The organism is Pedobacter zeae (assembly GCF_014196715.1).
GTDB lineage: Bacteria > Bacteroidota > Bacteroidia > Sphingobacteriales > Sphingobacteriaceae > Pedobacter > Pedobacter zeae.
In genome coordinates this window covers 330,416-348,079 of sequence record NZ_JACIEF010000001.1, presented here as the reverse complement: position 1 = coordinate 348,079, position 17,664 = coordinate 330,416, and the positions used below count along the sequence as shown (strand labels likewise).

The 17,664-nt window shown below is 39.7% G+C and carries 19 protein-coding genes; 7 read left to right on the top strand and 12 right to left on the bottom strand.

Annotated elements, in window-relative coordinates; genetic code table 11:
• Window positions 1–16 precede the first annotated feature (16 nt).
• The 4 genes from GGQ60_RS01330 to fbaA form a co-directional block, all read right to left on the bottom strand.
• Window positions 17–313, bottom strand: a complete 297-nt coding sequence (locus tag GGQ60_RS01330; protein WP_183759593.1) for a GIY-YIG nuclease family protein — start codon at window positions 311–313, stop codon at window positions 17–19.
• 159 nt (window positions 314–472) lie between these two features.
• Window positions 473–895 carry a GNAT family N-acetyltransferase gene (locus GGQ60_RS01325; protein WP_183759592.1) on the bottom strand — a complete coding sequence of 141 codons (423 nt, stop codon included), beginning with the start codon at window positions 893–895 and terminating at the stop codon, window positions 473–475.
• Window positions 870–1,376: a low affinity iron permease family protein gene (locus GGQ60_RS01320; RefSeq protein ID WP_183759591.1), complete on the bottom strand. Its 507-nt coding sequence runs from the start codon at window positions 1,374–1,376 to the stop codon at window positions 870–872. Before GGQ60_RS01320 ends, GGQ60_RS01325 begins: the two co-directional genes overlap by 26 nt.
• A 148-nt stretch (window positions 1,377–1,524) precedes the next feature.
• Window positions 1,525–2,604 carry a class II fructose-bisphosphate aldolase gene (gene fbaA / locus GGQ60_RS01315; RefSeq protein WP_183759590.1) on the bottom strand — a complete coding sequence of 360 codons (1,080 nt, stop codon included), beginning with the start codon at window positions 2,602–2,604 and terminating at the stop codon, window positions 1,525–1,527.
• 311 nt (window positions 2,605–2,915) lie between these two features.
• On the opposite strand from fbaA, the gene accD reads away from it, so the two are divergent.
• The 3 genes from accD to GGQ60_RS01300 all read left to right on the top strand — a co-directional run bounded on the left by accD (window position 2,916) and on the right by GGQ60_RS01300 (window position 6,533).
• A complete protein-coding gene (accD, locus tag GGQ60_RS01310; RefSeq protein WP_183759589.1) occupies window positions 2,916–3,761 on the top strand; it encodes an acetyl-CoA carboxylase, carboxyltransferase subunit beta in 846 nt (281 codons plus the stop codon).
• Between the two features lie 463 nt (window positions 3,762–4,224).
• Window positions 4,225–4,689 (top strand): YciI family protein, encoded by a 465-nt coding sequence (locus GGQ60_RS01305; protein ID WP_183759588.1) that lies wholly within the window; start codon window positions 4,225–4,227, stop codon window positions 4,687–4,689.
• Between the two features lie 296 nt (window positions 4,690–4,985).
• Window positions 4,986–6,533 (top strand): M20/M25/M40 family metallo-hydrolase, encoded by a 1,548-nt coding sequence (locus GGQ60_RS01300; RefSeq protein WP_183759587.1) that lies wholly within the window; start codon window positions 4,986–4,988, stop codon window positions 6,531–6,533.
• Between the two features lie 235 nt (window positions 6,534–6,768).
• On the opposite strand, the gene GGQ60_RS01295 is transcribed toward GGQ60_RS01300, so the two are convergent.
• From GGQ60_RS01295 to glmM, 7 genes are all read right to left on the bottom strand, one after another.
• Complete coding sequence (locus GGQ60_RS01295; RefSeq protein WP_183761181.1) at window positions 6,769–7,773, bottom strand: cytochrome d ubiquinol oxidase subunit II; 1,005 nt, start codon at window positions 7,771–7,773, stop codon at window positions 6,769–6,771.
• 81 nt (window positions 7,774–7,854) lie between these two features.
• The gene (locus GGQ60_RS01290; protein ID WP_183759586.1) at window positions 7,855–9,177 is read right to left on the bottom strand and encodes a cytochrome ubiquinol oxidase subunit I; all 1,323 of its coding nucleotides are present in this window, start codon (window positions 9,175–9,177) and stop codon (window positions 7,855–7,857) included.
• 329 nt (window positions 9,178–9,506) lie between these two features.
• On the bottom strand, window positions 9,507–10,406 hold the full coding sequence (locus GGQ60_RS01285) for an MBL fold metallo-hydrolase (RefSeq protein ID WP_183759585.1): 900 nt from the start codon (window positions 10,404–10,406) through the stop codon (window positions 9,507–9,509).
• A 75-nt stretch (window positions 10,407–10,481) separates the two neighbouring features.
• Entirely contained in the window at window positions 10,482–10,685 is a 204-nt protein-coding gene (locus GGQ60_RS01280; protein WP_183759584.1) for a hypothetical protein, read from the bottom strand.
• Between the two features lie 586 nt (window positions 10,686–11,271).
• Window positions 11,272–11,481, bottom strand: coding sequence for a hypothetical protein (locus GGQ60_RS01275; protein ID WP_183759583.1), 210 nt, complete (start codon window positions 11,479–11,481; stop codon window positions 11,272–11,274).
• 215 nt (window positions 11,482–11,696) lie between these two features.
• On the bottom strand, window positions 11,697–12,845 hold the full coding sequence (locus GGQ60_RS01270) for a cysteine desulfurase family protein (protein ID WP_183759582.1): 1,149 nt from the start codon (window positions 12,843–12,845) through the stop codon (window positions 11,697–11,699).
• Window positions 12,846–12,974: 129 nt separating this feature from the next.
• Window positions 12,975–14,360 (bottom strand): phosphoglucosamine mutase, encoded by a 1,386-nt coding sequence (gene glmM / locus GGQ60_RS01265; RefSeq protein ID WP_183759581.1) that lies wholly within the window; start codon window positions 14,358–14,360, stop codon window positions 12,975–12,977.
• A 316-nt stretch (window positions 14,361–14,676) separates the two neighbouring features.
• On the opposite strand from glmM, the gene GGQ60_RS01260 reads away from it, so the two are divergent.
• From GGQ60_RS01260 to GGQ60_RS01245, 4 genes are all read left to right on the top strand, one after another.
• On the top strand, window positions 14,677–15,408 hold the full coding sequence (locus GGQ60_RS01260) for a class I SAM-dependent methyltransferase (protein WP_183759580.1): 732 nt from the start codon (window positions 14,677–14,679) through the stop codon (window positions 15,406–15,408).
• Window positions 15,405–15,968, top strand: coding sequence for a phosphatase PAP2 family protein (locus tag GGQ60_RS01255; protein WP_183759579.1), 564 nt, complete (start codon window positions 15,405–15,407; stop codon window positions 15,966–15,968). The genes GGQ60_RS01260 and GGQ60_RS01255 overlap by 4 nt, the downstream gene beginning before the upstream one ends.
• Before the next feature lie 3 nt (window positions 15,969–15,971).
• Complete coding sequence (locus GGQ60_RS01250) at window positions 15,972–16,688, top strand: ZIP family metal transporter (RefSeq protein ID WP_183759578.1); 717 nt, start codon at window positions 15,972–15,974, stop codon at window positions 16,686–16,688.
• 126 nt (window positions 16,689–16,814) lie between these two features.
• Window positions 16,815–17,420: a Uma2 family endonuclease gene (locus GGQ60_RS01245; protein ID WP_183759577.1), complete on the top strand. Its 606-nt coding sequence runs from the start codon at window positions 16,815–16,817 to the stop codon at window positions 17,418–17,420.
• 55 nt (window positions 17,421–17,475) lie between these two features.
• On the opposite strand, the gene GGQ60_RS01240 is transcribed toward GGQ60_RS01245, so the two are convergent.
• A complete protein-coding gene (locus tag GGQ60_RS01240; protein ID WP_183759576.1) occupies window positions 17,476–17,619 on the bottom strand; it encodes a C1orf53 family protein in 144 nt (47 codons plus the stop codon).
• Window positions 17,620–17,664 lie beyond the last annotated feature (45 nt).

Below are 17,664 nucleotides of genomic sequence, written 5' to 3'. Positions count from 1 at the left end.
AGGTAATCTAAGGAAATTATTTATCCAATTCTTCGTACAAATCAATCCAATTTGGATTTAGAGCTACAATTAAGTCTATTTTCTGTTGACGGCTTCCCCCTTTTATCCTCTTTTCTTCATTAATAGCTTCTTCAATTCCGAAGAAAGATGCATAATAAACCAATTTATAACATTTGTATCTCGAGGTAAAACTATTTGGAAATTCGTTGTTTTTATGTTGCCAAACCCTACCATGCAAATCAGAAGTTACACCAGTATAAAAAACAGTATTAAAAGAATTTGCCATAATATAAACACATCCTCCTCTTTCCATTTTAATTTAACTAGGGAATTTTACAGGAACAAAGCAATTCTACAACTATGGATGGATAAACAACATTGATATAGCGATCGCTTTAAGATTGCTTCGTTCCTCGCAATGACGATTTTTCGTTGATACCTGTACTTTCCAAGTCTTCATTGCTAATTAAATTCAGACTTTCTTCACCATTTTAAAGTGCTGTATGCCAGCTTCTTCAAACTGCTCACCTTCTGCAACAAAACCAAACTTGGCATACAAGCTCATGGCATCTAATTGTGAGTTTAGGTAAATATAATGTGCATCTTCCGGCAGATCGGATAAAGCCTCTGCAATTAATGCACGGCCCACCCCCTGCCCTCTAAAATCCTTTAGAACTGCAAAACGTTCCAGCTTATAACCCAGATCGGTTTTACGCCACCTGCATGCACCGCAAGGCTGTCCGTTGCTGGTAGCCAGAAAATGTGTAGATTCATCTTCATGCTCCCATTCGAGCTCCGGTGGGCATTTCTGCTCATCTACAAATACAATTTTACGTATAGCAAATACTTTATCTAAATCTTCAGGGTGGTTAACCTTTTGAACGTGCAGACTCATTACCGTGGTGTTTAAAGTGTTTATTCGATTTTAATTTTATCTCATTTAATGCTTCGGCAACATCAATTGAATGGGAACAATGAATATCGGTCTCTTTTTTGGCTAAGGTAGCCAGCGTAACGTAAAATTTGTGTAACTGATCTAAATCCTTTTCTGTTAAATCCTCTATATCTACCATCCGGTTACTGGCCTTTTCGTGTGCTGCAATTAATTCGTTCAACTTTAACTGTATTGCCTTTCCATCTTTGTTCTGTGCCTTTTGAATCAGAAATACCATCAAAAAGGTAATAATCGTTGTACCCGTATTAATTACCAGTTGCCAGGTTTCAGAGTAATTGAAAAGCGGGCCGGTAACCGCCCAAAGAACCACTATAGCCGTTGCCGAAATAAATGCAATAGAACTCCCTGTAAACTTGGTTGCCGCATTTGCGAATCGCTCAAAAAAATTGTTTTTCCGGGTTTCGTTTCTAGATTTTGCCATCACAAATTTGTTTGTTTAAATATAACCATAAAACAAACAAAAGCGCCATAAGTTTTAAAACTCATGGCGCTTTGTTTATTGTTAGAAAGTTAAAAATATTGGAAGGTTGTGAGGTTAAATCCTTCAACTTTCCAGCCTTAAAACCCGATTAAAGTTTATCGTTTACATTAATACAGTTCAGATCTTCAAAAGCAGTGGTTAAACGCTTAACAAAAGCTTCTTCACCTTTACGTAACCAAACACGCGGATCGTAATATTTTTTATTTGGTTTATCATCGCCATCAGGATTACCAATCTGGCCTTGAAGATAACCTTCGTTCTTTTTGTAATATTCTAAAATACCTTCCCAAAATGCCCACTGCATATCTGTATCGATATTCATTTTAATGGCACCATAAGAAATAGCTTCCCTGATTTCTTCCTGAGAAGAACCAGAACCGCCATGGAACACGAAATTGATCGGTTTCTCAGCAGTCAGCCCGAATTTTTCTTTGATAAAATCCTGGGAGTTTTTCAAAATTACCGGTTGAAGTTTAACGTTACCCGGTTTATAAACACCATGTACGTTACCAAAAGCCGCAGCAACAGTAAAGCGTGGAGAAACCTTGCTTAACTCTTCGTAAGCATAAGCAACCTCACTTGGTTGAGTATATAATTTAGAACTGTCTACATCGCTATTATCAACACCATCTTCTTCGCCACCGGTAACCCCAAGCTCGATTTCGATCGTCATGTTCATTTTAGCCATGCGTGCCAGGTATTTAGCAGAAATTTCCATGTTTTCTTCAATCGACTCTTCTGATAAATCCAGCATGTGCGATGAAAACAATGGTTTTCCGGTTTCAGCGAAGAATTTTTCGCCGTGGTCTAAAAGTCCATCAATCCAAGGCAATAATTTTTTAGCGGCGTGGTCGGTATGTAAAACCACGGCAACACCATAATGCTCTGCCAATAAGTGTACATGCTTAGCAGCCGATACAGCTCCTAAAATACATGCTTGCAATTTCTCATTATCTAACGATTTACCCGCATAAAACTGGGCACCACCATTCGATAATTGAATCATAACAGGCGAATTTACTGCCTTAGCAGTTTCCATTACCGCATTTACCGTATTGGTACCGGTAACGTTTACTGCTGGTAAAGCAAACTGATGTTTTTTAGCCTGCTCAAATAATTCCTGAACGGCATCTCCGTAAATTACGCCTTTGTAGCCTTTTAAACTCATTTCTTGTTAATTTTATTAAATTCGAAGTTATAAAAAAAAATAACATTCCAAGCTTTTGTAACAACAGAATTATTTGCCTAACAGCAAAATAAAGCCTATTTAGTGTAAAAAACACATTATCCTTAGTGTAAAAAAGACACACTATAGTTTTAGGTTCCGCAGCCGGCAACAGGTCAATACCGGTTTCTCATTCGCTTCACAATAGGCAATCAACGATCAGGCAACTGAGCATTCTCTTTTTTTACAGCTAAATAAGGTTCGACTTTATTTTATTTTTCGTTTCTTTGCAATCCAATTCTTTAAAAAATTATATGGCTTGGTTTAAAAGAGAGAATAAAGGTATCATTACCACAACTGAAGAGAAAAAAGAAGCACCGGATGGCTTGTGGAATAAATGTCCAAATTGCAAGAAACCACTACATCAGGCAGAACTTCAGGAAAACAAATATGTTTGCCACTATTGTGATTACCACCTGAGAGTAGGTTCAAAAGAATATTTTGAGGTTTTATTTGATAACAATCAGTTTAAAGAGCTGTTTCCTAACCTCACATCAGGCGACCCTTTAAATTTTAACGATAACAAACCCTATACTGATAGAATTAAAGAAAGCCAGGCTAAAACAGGCTTAAAAGATGCCATAAGAGCAGCTGTTGGTAAAATCGAAGGACAAGATATTGTAATTGCCTGTATGGATTTTGCTTTCATCGGCGGTTCAATGGGTTCGGTTGTAGGCGAAAAAATTGCACGTTCAATCGACTATAGCATCAAACACAAAGTTCCTTTCCTCATGATTTCCAAATCAGGTGGAGCCCGAATGATGGAAGCCGCATTTTCATTAATGCAGATGGCTAAAACTTCAGCAAAACTGGCATTGTTAGGGCAGGCTAAAGTTCCTTATATATCTTTATTAACCGATCCGACTACGGGAGGTGTAACGGCATCTTATGCCATGCTTGGCGACATCAACATTGCTGAACCGGGTGCTTTGATAGGTTTTGCCGGTCCGAGGGTAATTAAAGAAACTATTAAAAAAGATTTACCGAAAGGTTTCCAAACTTCAGAATTCGTACTGGAACATGGTTTCCTGGATTTTATTGTTGATAGGCGCGCCATGAAAGCTAAACTGGGCGCTTTTATTAAAATGATGAATAATTAAATTGGTTCAGTAGTTCATTAGGCATTGGTTCATTACTGCAAATCGACCAATAAGCAAATGACAAATGAGCTGGTAAACGATAATAAGAAAGCAGGGCTTGAATAACTTAGGTTAATTCAGTCCTGCTTTTTGCTTCAAGTCCTCGTTGCACTCCGGGCTTTTCGCGGCAATCAGGTTTAATTAATAGGAGCTTGTGGTTCTTTTGAGAGGTTTTCCCGTAAATGCTACAAGCATCCTTACCCAGTGTCATTACGTAAGGTTTTAATCACATATCTATACAGATGAACACAGATTTTTATACCTGTGTGCATCCTTTTTCGGCTGGTTAAATCAGTTAAAGGCATTCCAGGGTTCGTAGAAAACCGGGGGTTGGCTTTTTGATTAAAGCCAAAAGAAAAGCTGCCTGGTCAGGATAAAACATTACAATTTTCCGTATTTTTAACTTAACCAAACTTAAAATCAGATGAAAAACCTATTACTGCTTACCTGCTTCATCACCGCTATGATTTCCGTTAATGCACAGGAGAAAAAACCTAAAGCACTTTACGACGAGGCCTTGGCTAAAAAACTCGGGGCCGATAATTATGGAATGAAAATGTATGTGCTGGTAATCCTTAAAACAGGCCCAAACATTACAGAAACCAAAGCTAAAACCGATAGTCTGTTTGCCGGACATATGGCTAACATGGGTAAAATGGTTGAGATGCAAAAGCTGGTTGTTGCCGGCCCGATGGGCAAAAACGATAAAAATTACCGTGGCATTTTCATTTTAAATACAAAATCAATAGAAGAAGCCAGGCAGTTATTGGAAAGTGATCCTGCCATTAAAGCGAAATTGTTAGAGCCAGAATTGTATAACTGGTACGGATCGGCAGCACTTTCAGCGTACCTGCCTTTTCATGATAAAATACAGAAGAGCATTTTCTAGACTTTTTAGCCACAGATGAAGGAAAAAGAGTTGCTATCCTGAGTTTGCCGGAGAACCTGCCATAACAATTTAAAAGACATTTCTACCGGCTTAACGCCACAAAATGAGAAGTGAGGTTTATATCCGTGCGGTCAGATGTTTCCGCCTGACCTTTAATCAGATTAGCGGGTTAATCAATAGGTGTGGGCTGGTAACGGCTGTACTACTTAACCCAACTGCAACATTTCCATTAACATCCCTCAATCCTACCCCTTATTTCATAAATTAGCACATCAAATAATCAACCCTAACTAATTATGAATAAAAAACTACTCTTTTCTGCGCTATTGCTATGCGCTTCGGTCAGTGTTTTTGCACAAGACAAAAAAGTGATCGACAATATTGTTAAAGAAGTAAACGAAAACTCGCAATTAGAGAAACTTGCACACGAGTTGCTGGATGTAGTAGGTCCGCGTTTGGTTGGTTCGCCACAAATGAAACAGGCTAACGACTGGGCTGTAAAAAAATACAGCGACTGGGGCATTTCGGCCAAAAACGAAAAATGGGGTGAATGGGCAGGTTGGGAACGTGGCATTACCCATATCGACCTGGTAAGTCCGCGGGTACGTACTTTAGAAGGTACACAGTTGGCCTGGAGCCCCTCAACCAACGGTAAAGCCATCAATGCAGAAGCCATTATCCTCCCAACAATTACCGATTCGGTATCTTTTCAGAAATGGTTGCCTAATGTAAAAGGCAAAATCGTTTTAATTTCCATGAACCAGCTTTCTGGCCGCCCGGAAAAAAACTGGGAAGAGTTTGCTACAAAAGATCTTTTCGAAAAGTTTAAAAAAGAAAAAGCCGATGCTGCAAAAGCATGGGCAGCAAGCCTCGCCAAAACAGGCTTAACAGCCAAAACACTCCCTGTAGCTTTAGAAAATGCGGGCGCTGTGGCCGTAGTGATCAACAACTGGTCGCAAGGATTTGGGGTTGATAAAATTTTTGGCGCGAACACCACCAAAGTGCCAACATTAGATTTATCGGTAGAAGATTATGGCCTGGTTTACCGTTTGGCTTTAAATGGCAATAAACCCATGCTTAAAATCGAATCAGAATCTAAAAAATTAGGGGCTGTACCTACTTTTAATACCCTTGCCGAGATTAAAGGCAAGCAAAAACCAAACGAATATGTAATGCTATCGGCGCATTTCGATTCGTGGGATGGCGCAAGCGGTGCAACAGATAATGGCTCAGGCACCATTTTAATGATGGAAGCCATGCGTATTCTGAAGAAATTTTATCCTAACCCGAAACGTACCATTTTAGTGGGGCATTGGGGCAGCGAAGAGCAGGGCTTAAACGGTTCGAGGGCCTTTGTAGAAGATCATCCGGAAATTGTAAATAACCTGCAGGCTTTATTTAACCAGGATAATGGTACCGGCCGTGTGGTGAATATCGGCGGACAAGGTTTTGCCAAATCAAAGGAGTATATTACCCGTTGGTTAGCCGCAGTTCCGGATACGATTAAAAACCAGATCAAAACCAACTTCCCCGGATCGCCTGGTGCTGGAGGATCAGATTTTGCTTCATTTGTAGCTGCCGGGGCATTGGGTTATTCGCTAAGTTCTACCAGCTGGGATTACGGTACCTATACCTGGCATACCAACCGCGACAGTTACGATAAACTGGTTTTCGACGAAATCAGGAGTAACGTAATTTTAGCTGCCATTATGGTGTATATGGCTTGTGAGGATCCTGAAAGAACCTCAAACGAAAAAGCTACTGACTTACCGGTAAATGAACGCACCGGGAAGCCGGCAACCTGGCCAGTTCAAACCAAAGCGAACAGAAAAGGTGGATTGTAAATCAATATTTTAAATCATTTTATAAAGGAGCATTTGGAAACAGGTGCTCTTTTTTAAACTCGCATCGTCATTTCGAACGGAGAGCAACGAAGTCGAGAGATCTATCAAAGCAGGTCTCTCCGTTCCGTTATACTTCAGTCGAGATGACAATTTATTTTGGTATTCTAGTAGAAACTATCCAGCTATCTACCCTTATGAAAAAGATGCTTCGTGCCTCAGCATGACAGAGCTGGAGCTACTCCTCTTTCTTCTGAAACTTATAAAACAAGTACCCTAAAAAAGGCAAAATCAATACACTCCCTAATAAAAGTGCTAAGCCCAGGCTGTAAATGGTTTTTTCTGGTCCCGCGGTTTCCAGCAACGAAATGGCATTTCCGCTTTTTAAACGGATAAAATTGGGGAAGTGGGCATAACTGATCGCCAGGAGGATCATCGTTACCTGGAAGCCCGCTAAAACACGTAAAATCTTGGTTTTGCCTTTAATCAATAAATACCATAACAATACCAGCGATAAACTGGCCAAAATAATGGCCGATAAACCTACATTGCTTTTAAAAACCCAGTCGATCAAAGGAATCTGATCACGTTGTGCTGCCATAAATACCATTGCACCAAAAACTACCGCAGCGATATTCATCAACTCAGCCTTTTTAATAAAACGGCGTTTATCATGCTCTTCCTTTGTTTCGCCAATAAGATAGATGGCCGCCAGGAAACCGCATAGTGCCACCGTAAAGAAGCCTACCGCAACCGAAAACCAATTTAACCAGCCCGATATATAAGCAGCATAAAAATCAGTCGCCTGCGTATCAATATGTCCCGAAATCAGGCTTCCGGCAATAATACCCAAAAACAAAGCGGTTATAAAGCTCGAATACCGGAATATCCGGTTGTATAGCCATTGCATATCGTCTTTTACAGCATCATAATGGCGGAATACAAAGGCCGTACCGCGTGCAATAATACCAATGAGCATAATCGCCAATGGAATGTGCAGGTAAACCGACATGGTGGTATAAATAAAGGGGAAACCCACAAAAAGGATCACGATAGCAATAATAAGCCACATGTGGTTCGCCTCCCAAACCGGACCAATGGCATGATACATGGTTTTACGCGTTCTGCTCCTGTTTTTAGTTGAGGTAAAAAGCTCTATAATTCCCGCACCAAAGTCGGCCCCGCCCAACAAGAAGTATAGCAGGATAGCCATGCATAAAAAGGTAATTACAACATCTTTCATCATCTATTTTTTTCACAGATTAACACTGATTTTAAACACCCGATTTATCTATTTACCGGTGTGCATCCTCTCTATCTGTAGTTAAATTAATTGATCGGTTTTATGATATAACACAGGTACCATTTTTATCTGGCGGTAAAGCAAAAACGTTACGATTATACTTAACGACACATAAATTGCAGAGAAGATATAAAACGAATAAGTAATACCTGGCATAGGTGTAACCGCATCTTGAGTACGCATGATGCCATAAATAATCCAGGGCTGCCTGCCAACCTCTGTAACTACCCAACCGGCCTCCAGCGCGAGGTAACCAAGCGGAATGGCAAAAACAAACAGTTTTAACAGCCAGCGCTTTTCGGTTAAAGATTTCTTTTTAAAGAGAATAAAAAAGTAAATTAAAGATATCAAAAGCAGCAGTGTACCAATCCCAACCATAATCTGGAAAGCATAATGGGTTATGGCTACCGGCGGATGATCGTTTTCAGGGATCTGATCCAGCCCCCTAACCTCAGCGTTGAAATTGCCGTGTGCCAGGAAACTCAATGCCCCTGGAATTTTGATTGCGCCTGTTACCGTTTTATCTTTTTCATTTACGATACCACCAACCAGTAGTGGCGCAGGCTTTTCGGTTTTATATAATGCTTCCATAGCAGCCAGTTTTGCCGGTTGGCGTTTGGCCACGTCTTTTGCAGAAATATCGCCACTTAATGGCTGCAATAAAGCTGCAATGCAGGCAAATACAGCAGCTATTTTAAAGGCTTTTAAATGAAAATATGCATTCCTGTTCCGTAGGATCATTAATGCGTGTACACCTGCCACAGCAAAGCCAGTGGCGGTAAATGCAGCTAAACACATATGCAAAGCCTGTGTAAACCAGGCCTTATTGAACATCGCCTGTATGGGATCGATATTAAGGTATTGCCCGTTTACAAAATCGAAACCTGCCGGACTGTTCATCCAGGCATTTGCCGCAACCACCAGAATACCTGAGGCTAAACCGCTTACTCCGACCACCATCCCGGTAAACCAATGGAACCATCTATTTAACTTATTCCAGCCGTAAAGAAAAAAGCCCAGGGCAATGGCCTCAATAAAAAAGGCTGTTCCCTCAAGTGAAAAAGGCATTCCGAATATCGGTCCGGCATGGTCCATAAATTTTGGCCAGAGCAGGCCAAGTTCGAATGATAACATCGTACCTGATACGGCACCTGTGGCGAAAAATATGGCAACACCTTTACTCCAGGCTTTGGTAAGGTTTTTATATACCTCTTCTCCCGTTTTAAGCCATTTATAATGCGATACGGCCATAAAGAAAGGCATAACCATACCGATACAGGAAAAAATAATGTGAAAGCCTAATGATAAGGCCATTTGGGAGCGGGCTGCGATAAAATCATCCATGGGCTGTAGATTTTGAATTGTAACAAATATAACTGTTAAAGACTAAAGCCTAAGGTAATTCAATGACGTTGAAAGGATTATTTTAAATATAGAATGTTTATAAATTGAAAAAAGATTTGGAGATGCTTTGTCGCAAAGACAATTATTCTTTTTTAACCACAGATAAACACAAACAGATACCGTCATTTCTAGCGAAGTGCAACGCAGTAGGGAAACACATTAGTGCCCAGCGAAGCTAAATCTGTCAAGGCAGATCTCTCCCGCCCGCCTGTACGGGTATTCCGCTGCGCTTCAGTCGAGATGAAGACTCTTATTTTGGAATAGGAGAGTTAAGCACCTTTTAACTCATCATAAGCAGCGTTTAGGCTTCTTTGGATACCTTCTCCCTGCCATTCCGGTGCATTTGGAATAGTTGTAATTTTTAAAATATCTTCTTTACTTTTTCCAGCCTTAATTTCGCTGCCAACCAAGGTTAAGAGGTTTTGAAGGTAATTTTGAAAAGCCTTTACATCTGCTTTGTTACCCGTTACTTTTTCAGGATCTAAACTATGCCCCCAGATAAATAGGGTATCGTTATCAAATTGGGTCAAAATTTTATCCAAAGCGGTAATCCAGTTGCCAATGTGTGCGCCATTTTCACGGTCAATGTAAGGAAATCTCCGGTTGAAAACCAGATCGCCAACGTGAACAATATTGGCATTTTCGAAATGATAAACGGCATCGCCGTTGGTATGGCCTGAGCCATAATAATAGGCTTTGATATTTTCTTTGCCCACTTTAGCCGTCCATTTTGTACCGAAAGTGGTATCAGGCAAAAGCTGTTTATCTAAATTATTTGCTTTTTCTGCACCTCTTTTCTGGTTAATCATCGAATTTTGGTGTGCCACCACTTTCTCAGCCAACCCTTTAAAAGAAATATTCCCTGCGGTATGGTCGCCATGGTGGTGCGTATTGATCAGGTATTTAAATGGTTTTTCGCCTAGTTTTTTTAACTCCTCGATTACATGTGGTGCCGTGGCCGGGAACTGTGCATCTACCACTACAAAACTGTTACTCGAATTTAACCAGCCAATGGTACCACCCTGTTCGGTAAATATTCCTACATCGTTACGAAGTGCCTTAAAATTATAGGCACGCAATACCTCTTGCCGCGCAAAAACATCCGTTTTATAAATTGATAATAAGGCCATAGCGAGGGCTGAATTCCTGATAAAATTTCTTCTTTCCATATTTGGATTAAGCTGAAAAACCACGGCATTTACCGTGGTTTAAATTTAATGATTATGATCGTGAATTAACAAAAATTAAATTCCCGATCCAGGTGTGGTACCCGGCTCATGCCCCGGACCAAAAGCATTGTTCTTGCGGTCTTTATCCTTATTGAACAGATTGGTAGTTACCTTGGATGACTTGTTTTCATCAAGCGACCTATCCGCTTTAATATCTTCTGCGCTTTTATCAAGTAAATCGTTCTCAACAACTTTACCTTTTTCTTTAATCGTTCCCATAGTAATTGTAAATTGATGTATTATAGGAACAAGCTAAAAATAAGATTGTTTTTAATAGTTCTTATCAGAATGGGTTTATTCTGCACAATACATCCAATGTTCGGCAGTTCGCCAAACACGGCATGGAATAAGGTTGGCTTCACCAACCAAGGAAACAGATGAAACAAACGGCTTTTATAACATTGCTCCGGGCAATTTTCCTAACTCATGGATGCATCCGAAAGAATGAAACCTCCTTTTATGGATTTTATTGAAATGGTTCGAAGATTCGAAAGAAAACGGATTAAAGATAAACTTGTAAATGTGTTTTCTTTCTTCGTTTAATTTTTCTGCCAGTTTTGCGTTTTCCAGATTTTGAGTGTTGTGGTTCTTTTCCATGACGATATAGATTATTGAAAACCTGGTGGGCTTTCAGGGTTAACAATTTTAATACTTGAAAAAAGCTTTTTTTAAATTTGCTTAACCTTATACCATGGGATGTTTGATAAGGTTTCGTTCAGGAACAACAGGTAAAACGGCGTGAAATGCCTTATTTTTAATTAAATATAAGTTTAATTTTTGATTTTTGCAAGAGAATTTTATTGGTTTAAATAGTCAGTTGCAGGTACCTTAAACCTGATTGTTTATCTTGGAAATCAGCTGCAATGGCGCTAGGTAAATACAGCCCTGCTCTCCACTTTATCCCGATAAAATCGGGATGTTCGTTCCGATCAGGTTTAAGTGGCACAGCCAGCAGTACTATTTTGGGGTTACAGGGTGCAGAAAATTTGTCTATCAGCATGAATCTTTTCTGCATCAGACAACCTTAAATAGCAGCACCAAATTGAGTATGTAAACCTGATTGAAGCGGATACCGGCCTAGTGCCTAAGGCCTGCAGGCGTATTAGTGAAAAGCAGGACGAACATCAAAACAAGACACTGTCCCGGCTTTTCAAAAAATCATTATTAAAATTATTGTCCATAAAAAAAGTCCCAATTTTCACCGGGACTCTCCTATTTGGTTAATGATATTTATGCCAGCGCATTTTGTTTCACTACCATTTTAACTTTTTCGATTACGTAATCCAAATCCTCTTTAGTGGTATATTTACTAAACGAAAAACGTACTGATGGGCGGTTTGGATCGGCATTTATACCGTTTAGCACGTGAGAACCAATGTTCGAGCCCGAAGAACAGGCACTGCCGCCCGAAGCGCAGATGCCATTGATATCCAAATTGAACAATAACATATCGGCCATGTCCATTTCAGGGAAAGAAACATTTAGCACCGTATAAAGACTTTTGTCGGCATCAGTTTCGCCATTAAAACCAATACCAGGGATTTCGGCAATCAACCGGTCTTTTAAATAATCTTTTAAGCCCTGGATATAGGTTTGGTGTGCTGTCATCTCGGCATAAGCAATTTCTAATGCCTTAGCCAGGCCCACAATACCATACACATTTTCGGTCCCGCCACGCATGTTGCGCTCCTGTGCCCCGCCGTAAATCATCGGCGGAATTTTGACATTACTGTTCACATATAAAAAGCCTACGCCTTTTGGTCCGTGTAGTTTATGTGCTGCACAAACAATAAAATGTGCTTTAAGCTCTCTTACATTGTGTGGATAATGCCCCATAGTCTGCACGGTATCGGCATGATAAATGGCATTGTATTTTTCGCAGATATCGCCCACTTTAACCATATCGGTCAGGGTACCCAACTCATTGTTGGCATGCATTAAGGAAACAAAGGTACGCTCGTTATTTTGAAGCAGTTCTTCTAAATGATTATAATCTATATTACCTTTTCCGTCGATATTCACAAAGCTCAGTTTATCGATTTCGCCGTTTTTAAGCATGGTGTTTAAGGTATGCTCTACCGCATGATGTTCAATTTTTGAGGTAATGGCATGTTTAATGCCGTAAGCGGCAATACCGCAACGGATAGCCGTATTATCGGCTTCGGTACCACCTGAAGTAAAAAATATTTCGGAGGGCGATGCGTTTAACAGACCAGAAACGGTTTTACGGGCTTTTTCTACCAGCGTCCGCACCTCCCGGCCAAGCGCATGAATGGCAGATGGATTACCAAAATAATTTTCCATCACATTTGTCATTTCTGCTATTACCGCCGCATCCAAAGGTGTTGTGGCCGCATTATCTAAATAGACCCTTTTCATTTCTATAAATATTTAAAAGTTAGTGTATTACAGAGAATCCGTGTTATTGAACAACTCTGTTTAAAATGATCAGGACTTAATAAAATTATTAAGTCCCGATCTTTCCAAAGCCTTTAATTCTTTTGGGGATTAAAGGTGTAATATTTCCTTGATGTCGGAAATGATCTTATTTGCCAGGTTTTCGGCAATGGTTTCATTTTCGGCCTCGCTGTAAATCCTGATAATCGGTTCAGTATTCGAACGGCGCAAATGTACCCAAGTTTTATCAAATTCTATCTTCAAACCGTCAATGGTACTGTAAGGCTGTTTTTTGTATTTTTCTTCTACCTGTTTCAACAAATTATCGATATCCATTTCTGGGGTAAGGGTAATTTTATTTTTAGAGATGTGGTACTGAGGATAACTGCGTCTTAATACCGAAATCGATTTGCCAAACTTAGCCAAATGCGTTAAAAACAAAGCAATACCTACTAAAGCGTCCCTGCCGTAGTGCGATTCAGGATAGATAATCCCACCGTTTCCTTCCCCTCCAATAATAGCATTCGTTGCTTTCATTTTGTTTACAACATTTACCTCACCTACTGCCGAAGCATTGTACTCTGTACCGGCCCTTTCAGTTACATCGCGCAAAGCACGGGTTGAAGAAAGGTTAGAAACGGTATTTCCAGGTGTGTTTTTCAATACATAATCGGCAACCGCAACCAAGGTGTATTCTTCGCCGAACATGCTGCCATCTTCGTTTACAAAACATAAACGGTCAACATCCGGGTCAACTACAATACCTAAATCAGCATGCTGTTTCTGAACCTCTTTTGATATTTCGGTTAAATGTTCCGGTAGTGGTTCAGGGTTGTGTGGAAAATGCCCGTCAGGTGTACAATACAGTTCCACCACTTTACTTACCCCCAGGGCTTTTAATAAAGCTGGAATAAAAATGCCTCCTGTTGAATTTACGCAGTCGATTACCACTTTAAAATCGGCCTTTTTAATGGCTTCAACATCCACCAATGGTAATGCTAAAACTTTATCGATGTGTTTTTGAAGGTAGGTATCGTTTTTGATTACTTTTCCCAGTTTATCTACATCAGCAAATTCGAAATCAGCTTTTTCAGCTAAATCTAACACTTCTTTACCATCTGCATCGCTAATAAATTCGCCCCTGGCATTCAGTAACTTTAAAGCATTCCACTGTTTGGGGTTATGGCTTGCTGTTAAAATAATACCGCCACCGGCATTTTCATCAGGCACAGCCACTTCTACGGTGGGCGTTGTTGACAAACCCAGATCGATTACCTCAATACCCAGTCCCTGTAAGGTACCTATTACCAGGTTATTAACCATTTCGCCGGAAATACGGGCATCGCGGCCTAAAACAATTCGTTTATTGCCTGTTTTTTGCACTACCCAACTGCCAAAAGCTGCTGTAAATTTCACAATATCAAATGGCGTTAAGCCCTCGCCGACCCTTCCGCCTATGGTTCCGCGTATTCCTGAAATCGATTTTATTAAAGTCACCGTGTATAATTTATTTTGAGGTCCAAAAATAACAAAAAAAACAACACAGCAGCTATTTAACAAGGTTTTACCGAGCAAATTTACATTGTTTTTATATCTATAAACACGATGTACCTGATGGAAATTAGCTGCATCGTTAAAATCAAACGTGTGTTTTAATGATCAACAGTTTTTCAATTTTAATCTTCATTTTCAGCAAAATAAAAAACCTATTCATAATATTCTTGCAACATTATTGCATAAAAGCATATTCCGGCTTCGCTAGCGGTTGTAAAACCTTATATTTGCATCTTTTTAAGATACAAAAGGCTTTTATATGCAGCGTAAGTGGTTTCAATATTGGTTTAATTCGCCATATTATCATATTCTATATCAACAACGGAATGATGCTGAGGCCGAGTTTTTTATTGATAAACTCACACACTTCCTTCATCCTAAGGCCGATGCAAAAATGCTGGATATTGCCTGTGGAAAAGGCCGCCATTCTATCTACCTGAACAAAAAAGGTTTCGATGTTACGGGAATAGACCTTTCCGAACAAAGTATTAAATATGCCAAACAGTTCGAAAACCACAAGTTGCATTTCCTTGTACATGATATGCGCAGGTTATTCTACATCAACTATTTTGATGTGGCCTTAAACCTTTTTACCAGTTTCGGTTATTTTGATACCGAAAAAGAACATGTAAATGCCCTTAAAACCTTCAGGAAATGTTTAACTGCCCATGGGATTTTAGTGCTGGATTATTTTAACACAGAAAAAATTATCCGCAATTTAAATTCATGCGAAGCCAAGTCGCTTGATGGCATTACGTTCAACATCACCAAAAATGTTGAGGATGGAAAAATTATCAAAAAGATAAATTTTGAGGACAACCACAAGGTATATAATTTTGAAGAACGCGTGCAGGCATTCAGTTTCGAAGATTTTCAGCGTATGCTTACCAAAGCCGGGATGGAGATCGAAAAAACCTTTGGTAGCTATAGTTTGGATGAATTTGACCGCGCTACTTCCGACCGCTTAATTTTAATCTGTAAAAAAGCATGATAGAAAGCATACAGCAATTTGATGTAGAATTGTTCCTGAAAATCCACCGCGGACTTTCAAACAGCTTTTTCGACTGGCTGATGCCTTTAATGCGCAACCGTTTCTTTTGGTCGCCGCTTTATCTTTTTATCATCGTGTTTTGTATTAAACAGTATAAAAAACAAGGTTATTATATCATTGGCATGGTACTTTTTACTTTTGCAATGGGCGATTTAATTGCATCGAGAGTGGTAAAACCATGGGTATCGAGGGTAAGGCCTTGTAACGATATGAGTTTGGCCAACGACATCATCCACCGGGTACCTTGCGGCAGCGGATTAAGTTTTCCATCGGCACATGCCACCAATCATTTTGCAATAGCGGTTTTTTTGATCTGCGTTTTCTATAGCCGGTGGAAACCTATTTTACCTATTGGTCTCTTTTGGGCCTTCATTATCAGTTTTGCGCAGGTATATGTTGGTGTTCACTACCCTGTTGATGTAACAACGGGTGCATTACTGGGCATAACTATAGGCATTATCTGTTCGAGAATATTTAAAAAATTACAACCTGATTTTTAACGTATGGAAATCTGGAAATTCTGCGTACTCTTTTTTTCTGCGTTTTTTGGTGGAACAGCTATTTTTCTGGTCAAGAGCGATAAATCCAAACTGCTGAAACTGATCTTATCTTTTAGTGGTGCCTATCTTTTTGCCATTACGGTTTTACATTTAATTCCCGATGCATATAGCGGTACAGACAAGTGGCAGATCGGAGTTTTTATCCTGATCGGTTTCTTATTGCAGATTTTTTTAGAACAGTTTTCAGAAGGCGTAGAACACGGTCATATCCATAAACACCACGATGGACATGTTTTTCCTTTTGGGATAATGATCAGTTTATGCCTGCATGCTTTTTTGGAAGGCATGCCCCTGGCAAAGGAACAGCATAACGAATTGATTTTCGGTATTTCGCTGCACCACATTCCGGCAGCATTTGCATTGGCGAGCATACTCACACAGAACCATTTCAGGAAGGGCAGCATTGTACTTTACCTTATTTTATTTGCCGTGATGGCGCCACTTGGTTTTTACGTAAGTGTTGGGCTCAGCAACGGCACCATAGGAGGTCTGGATGCTTATTTCAATAAGATTATGGGTATTGTGATCGGTATTTTCCTACACATATCGACCACAATTTTATTCGAATCGAGTGCTGATCATAAAATCAACACGCGCAAAATGATCGCCGTTTTACTGGGGATTGGCGTGGCATTGATCGGTTTCTTTGCAGGACACTAAGCCGGTTCTCAGTTGACAATTGAGCGGCTTAAACAGTTCCCCTTCAGAGAATTAACCCACTAGCCGTTTTAAACGTTTAATCGTTTAAATTTTAAAACCTCTGTAAAAAATTAGGTAAATTGGGGTATGGATAAAGTTGTAAATGAGCCCGTTGCGGCCTATCAAAAAAGGCATTATACGGTTGAAGAATACCTGGAGATGGAAAAACCATCAACAGTAAAGCATGAATATTACCAGGGCGAAATATTTGCCATGTCGGGGGCTGGGCTCAATCACAATAAAATTTTCAGTAATGTTTTTATAGAAATAGGAAATCATTTAAAGGGTAAGCCATGCCGACCTTACGGAAGTGATATGCGAATGCATATTCCGGAGAATACTTTATTTACCTATCCTGATATTTCCATTTATTGCGATGGTTTAACACATAGCGATGCTGATGAAGATACTTCGATTTTACCTACTGTAGTTATTGAAATCCTGTCGCCCTCTACCAAAAATTACGACAGGGGCAAAAAATTCAACCTGTATAAAGATATCCCATCATTAAAAGAATACATGATGATCGATTCAGAATCGGTTTCCGTTGAAGCGCATCATGTTAATGATGAGCAAAATTGGGTACTCAGTAAACATGAAGAGATTACTGATGTGCTAAGTTTTGTTTCGATGGGGTTTGACGTAGCGCTAAGTGATATTTATTACCGTGTTCGTTTTGGTAAAGAGAAATGAGTTTGCAGATAAAAATTCAAAAGTATGAACTGAAAATTGCCAACTACCAACTGCATCACTTCTTCTCTTTCTTTTTTCCATAACCCCAGGGGCAATGTTTGCATTTATTTTTACAGCAATAACCACGTTTTAAATGGTAAACCTCAGTAAAAACCATTAATCCGTCTTCGTTAAAGTAAAAATCCTCACCTTCTTTCATATATCATCAATTAAAAGATCCTGAAACAAGTTCAGGATGACGGAC

Coding starts and splice junctions, on each gene's coding strand:
- GGQ60_RS01330 (WP_183759593.1), bottom strand. CDS start 313: ATGGAAAGAGGAGGATGTGTTTATATTATGGCAAATTCTTTTAATACT.
- GGQ60_RS01325 (WP_183759592.1), bottom strand. CDS start 895: ATGAGTCTGCACGTTCAAAAGGTTAACCACCCTGAAGATTTAGATAAA.
- GGQ60_RS01320 (WP_183759591.1), bottom strand. CDS start 1,376: ATGGCAAAATCTAGAAACGAAACCCGGAAAAACAATTTTTTTGAGCGA.
- fbaA (WP_183759590.1), bottom strand. CDS start 2,604: ATGAGTTTAAAAGGCTACAAAGGCGTAATTTACGGAGATGCCGTTCAG.
- accD (WP_183759589.1), top strand. CDS start 2,916: ATGGCTTGGTTTAAAAGAGAGAATAAAGGTATCATTACCACAACTGAA.
- GGQ60_RS01305 (WP_183759588.1), top strand. CDS start 4,225: ATGAAAAACCTATTACTGCTTACCTGCTTCATCACCGCTATGATTTCC.
- GGQ60_RS01300 (WP_183759587.1), top strand. CDS start 4,986: ATGAATAAAAAACTACTCTTTTCTGCGCTATTGCTATGCGCTTCGGTC.
- GGQ60_RS01295 (WP_183761181.1), bottom strand. CDS start 7,773: ATGAAAGATGTTGTAATTACCTTTTTATGCATGGCTATCCTGCTATAC.
- GGQ60_RS01290 (WP_183759586.1), bottom strand. CDS start 9,177: ATGGATGATTTTATCGCAGCCCGCTCCCAAATGGCCTTATCATTAGGC.
- GGQ60_RS01285 (WP_183759585.1), bottom strand. CDS start 10,406: ATGGAAAGAAGAAATTTTATCAGGAATTCAGCCCTCGCTATGGCCTTA.
- GGQ60_RS01280 (WP_183759584.1), bottom strand. CDS start 10,685: ATGGGAACGATTAAAGAAAAAGGTAAAGTTGTTGAGAACGATTTACTT.
- GGQ60_RS01275 (WP_183759583.1), bottom strand. CDS start 11,481: ATGCAGAAAAGATTCATGCTGATAGACAAATTTTCTGCACCCTGTAAC.
- GGQ60_RS01270 (WP_183759582.1), bottom strand. CDS start 12,845: ATGAAAAGGGTCTATTTAGATAATGCGGCCACAACACCTTTGGATGCG.
- GGQ60_RS01260 (WP_183759580.1), top strand. CDS start 14,677: ATGCAGCGTAAGTGGTTTCAATATTGGTTTAATTCGCCATATTATCAT.
- GGQ60_RS01255 (WP_183759579.1), top strand. CDS start 15,405: ATGATAGAAAGCATACAGCAATTTGATGTAGAATTGTTCCTGAAAATC.
- GGQ60_RS01250 (WP_183759578.1), top strand. CDS start 15,972: ATGGAAATCTGGAAATTCTGCGTACTCTTTTTTTCTGCGTTTTTTGGT.
- GGQ60_RS01245 (WP_183759577.1), top strand. CDS start 16,815: ATGGATAAAGTTGTAAATGAGCCCGTTGCGGCCTATCAAAAAAGGCAT.
- GGQ60_RS01240 (WP_183759576.1), bottom strand. CDS start 17,619: ATGAAAGAAGGTGAGGATTTTTACTTTAACGAAGACGGATTAATGGTT.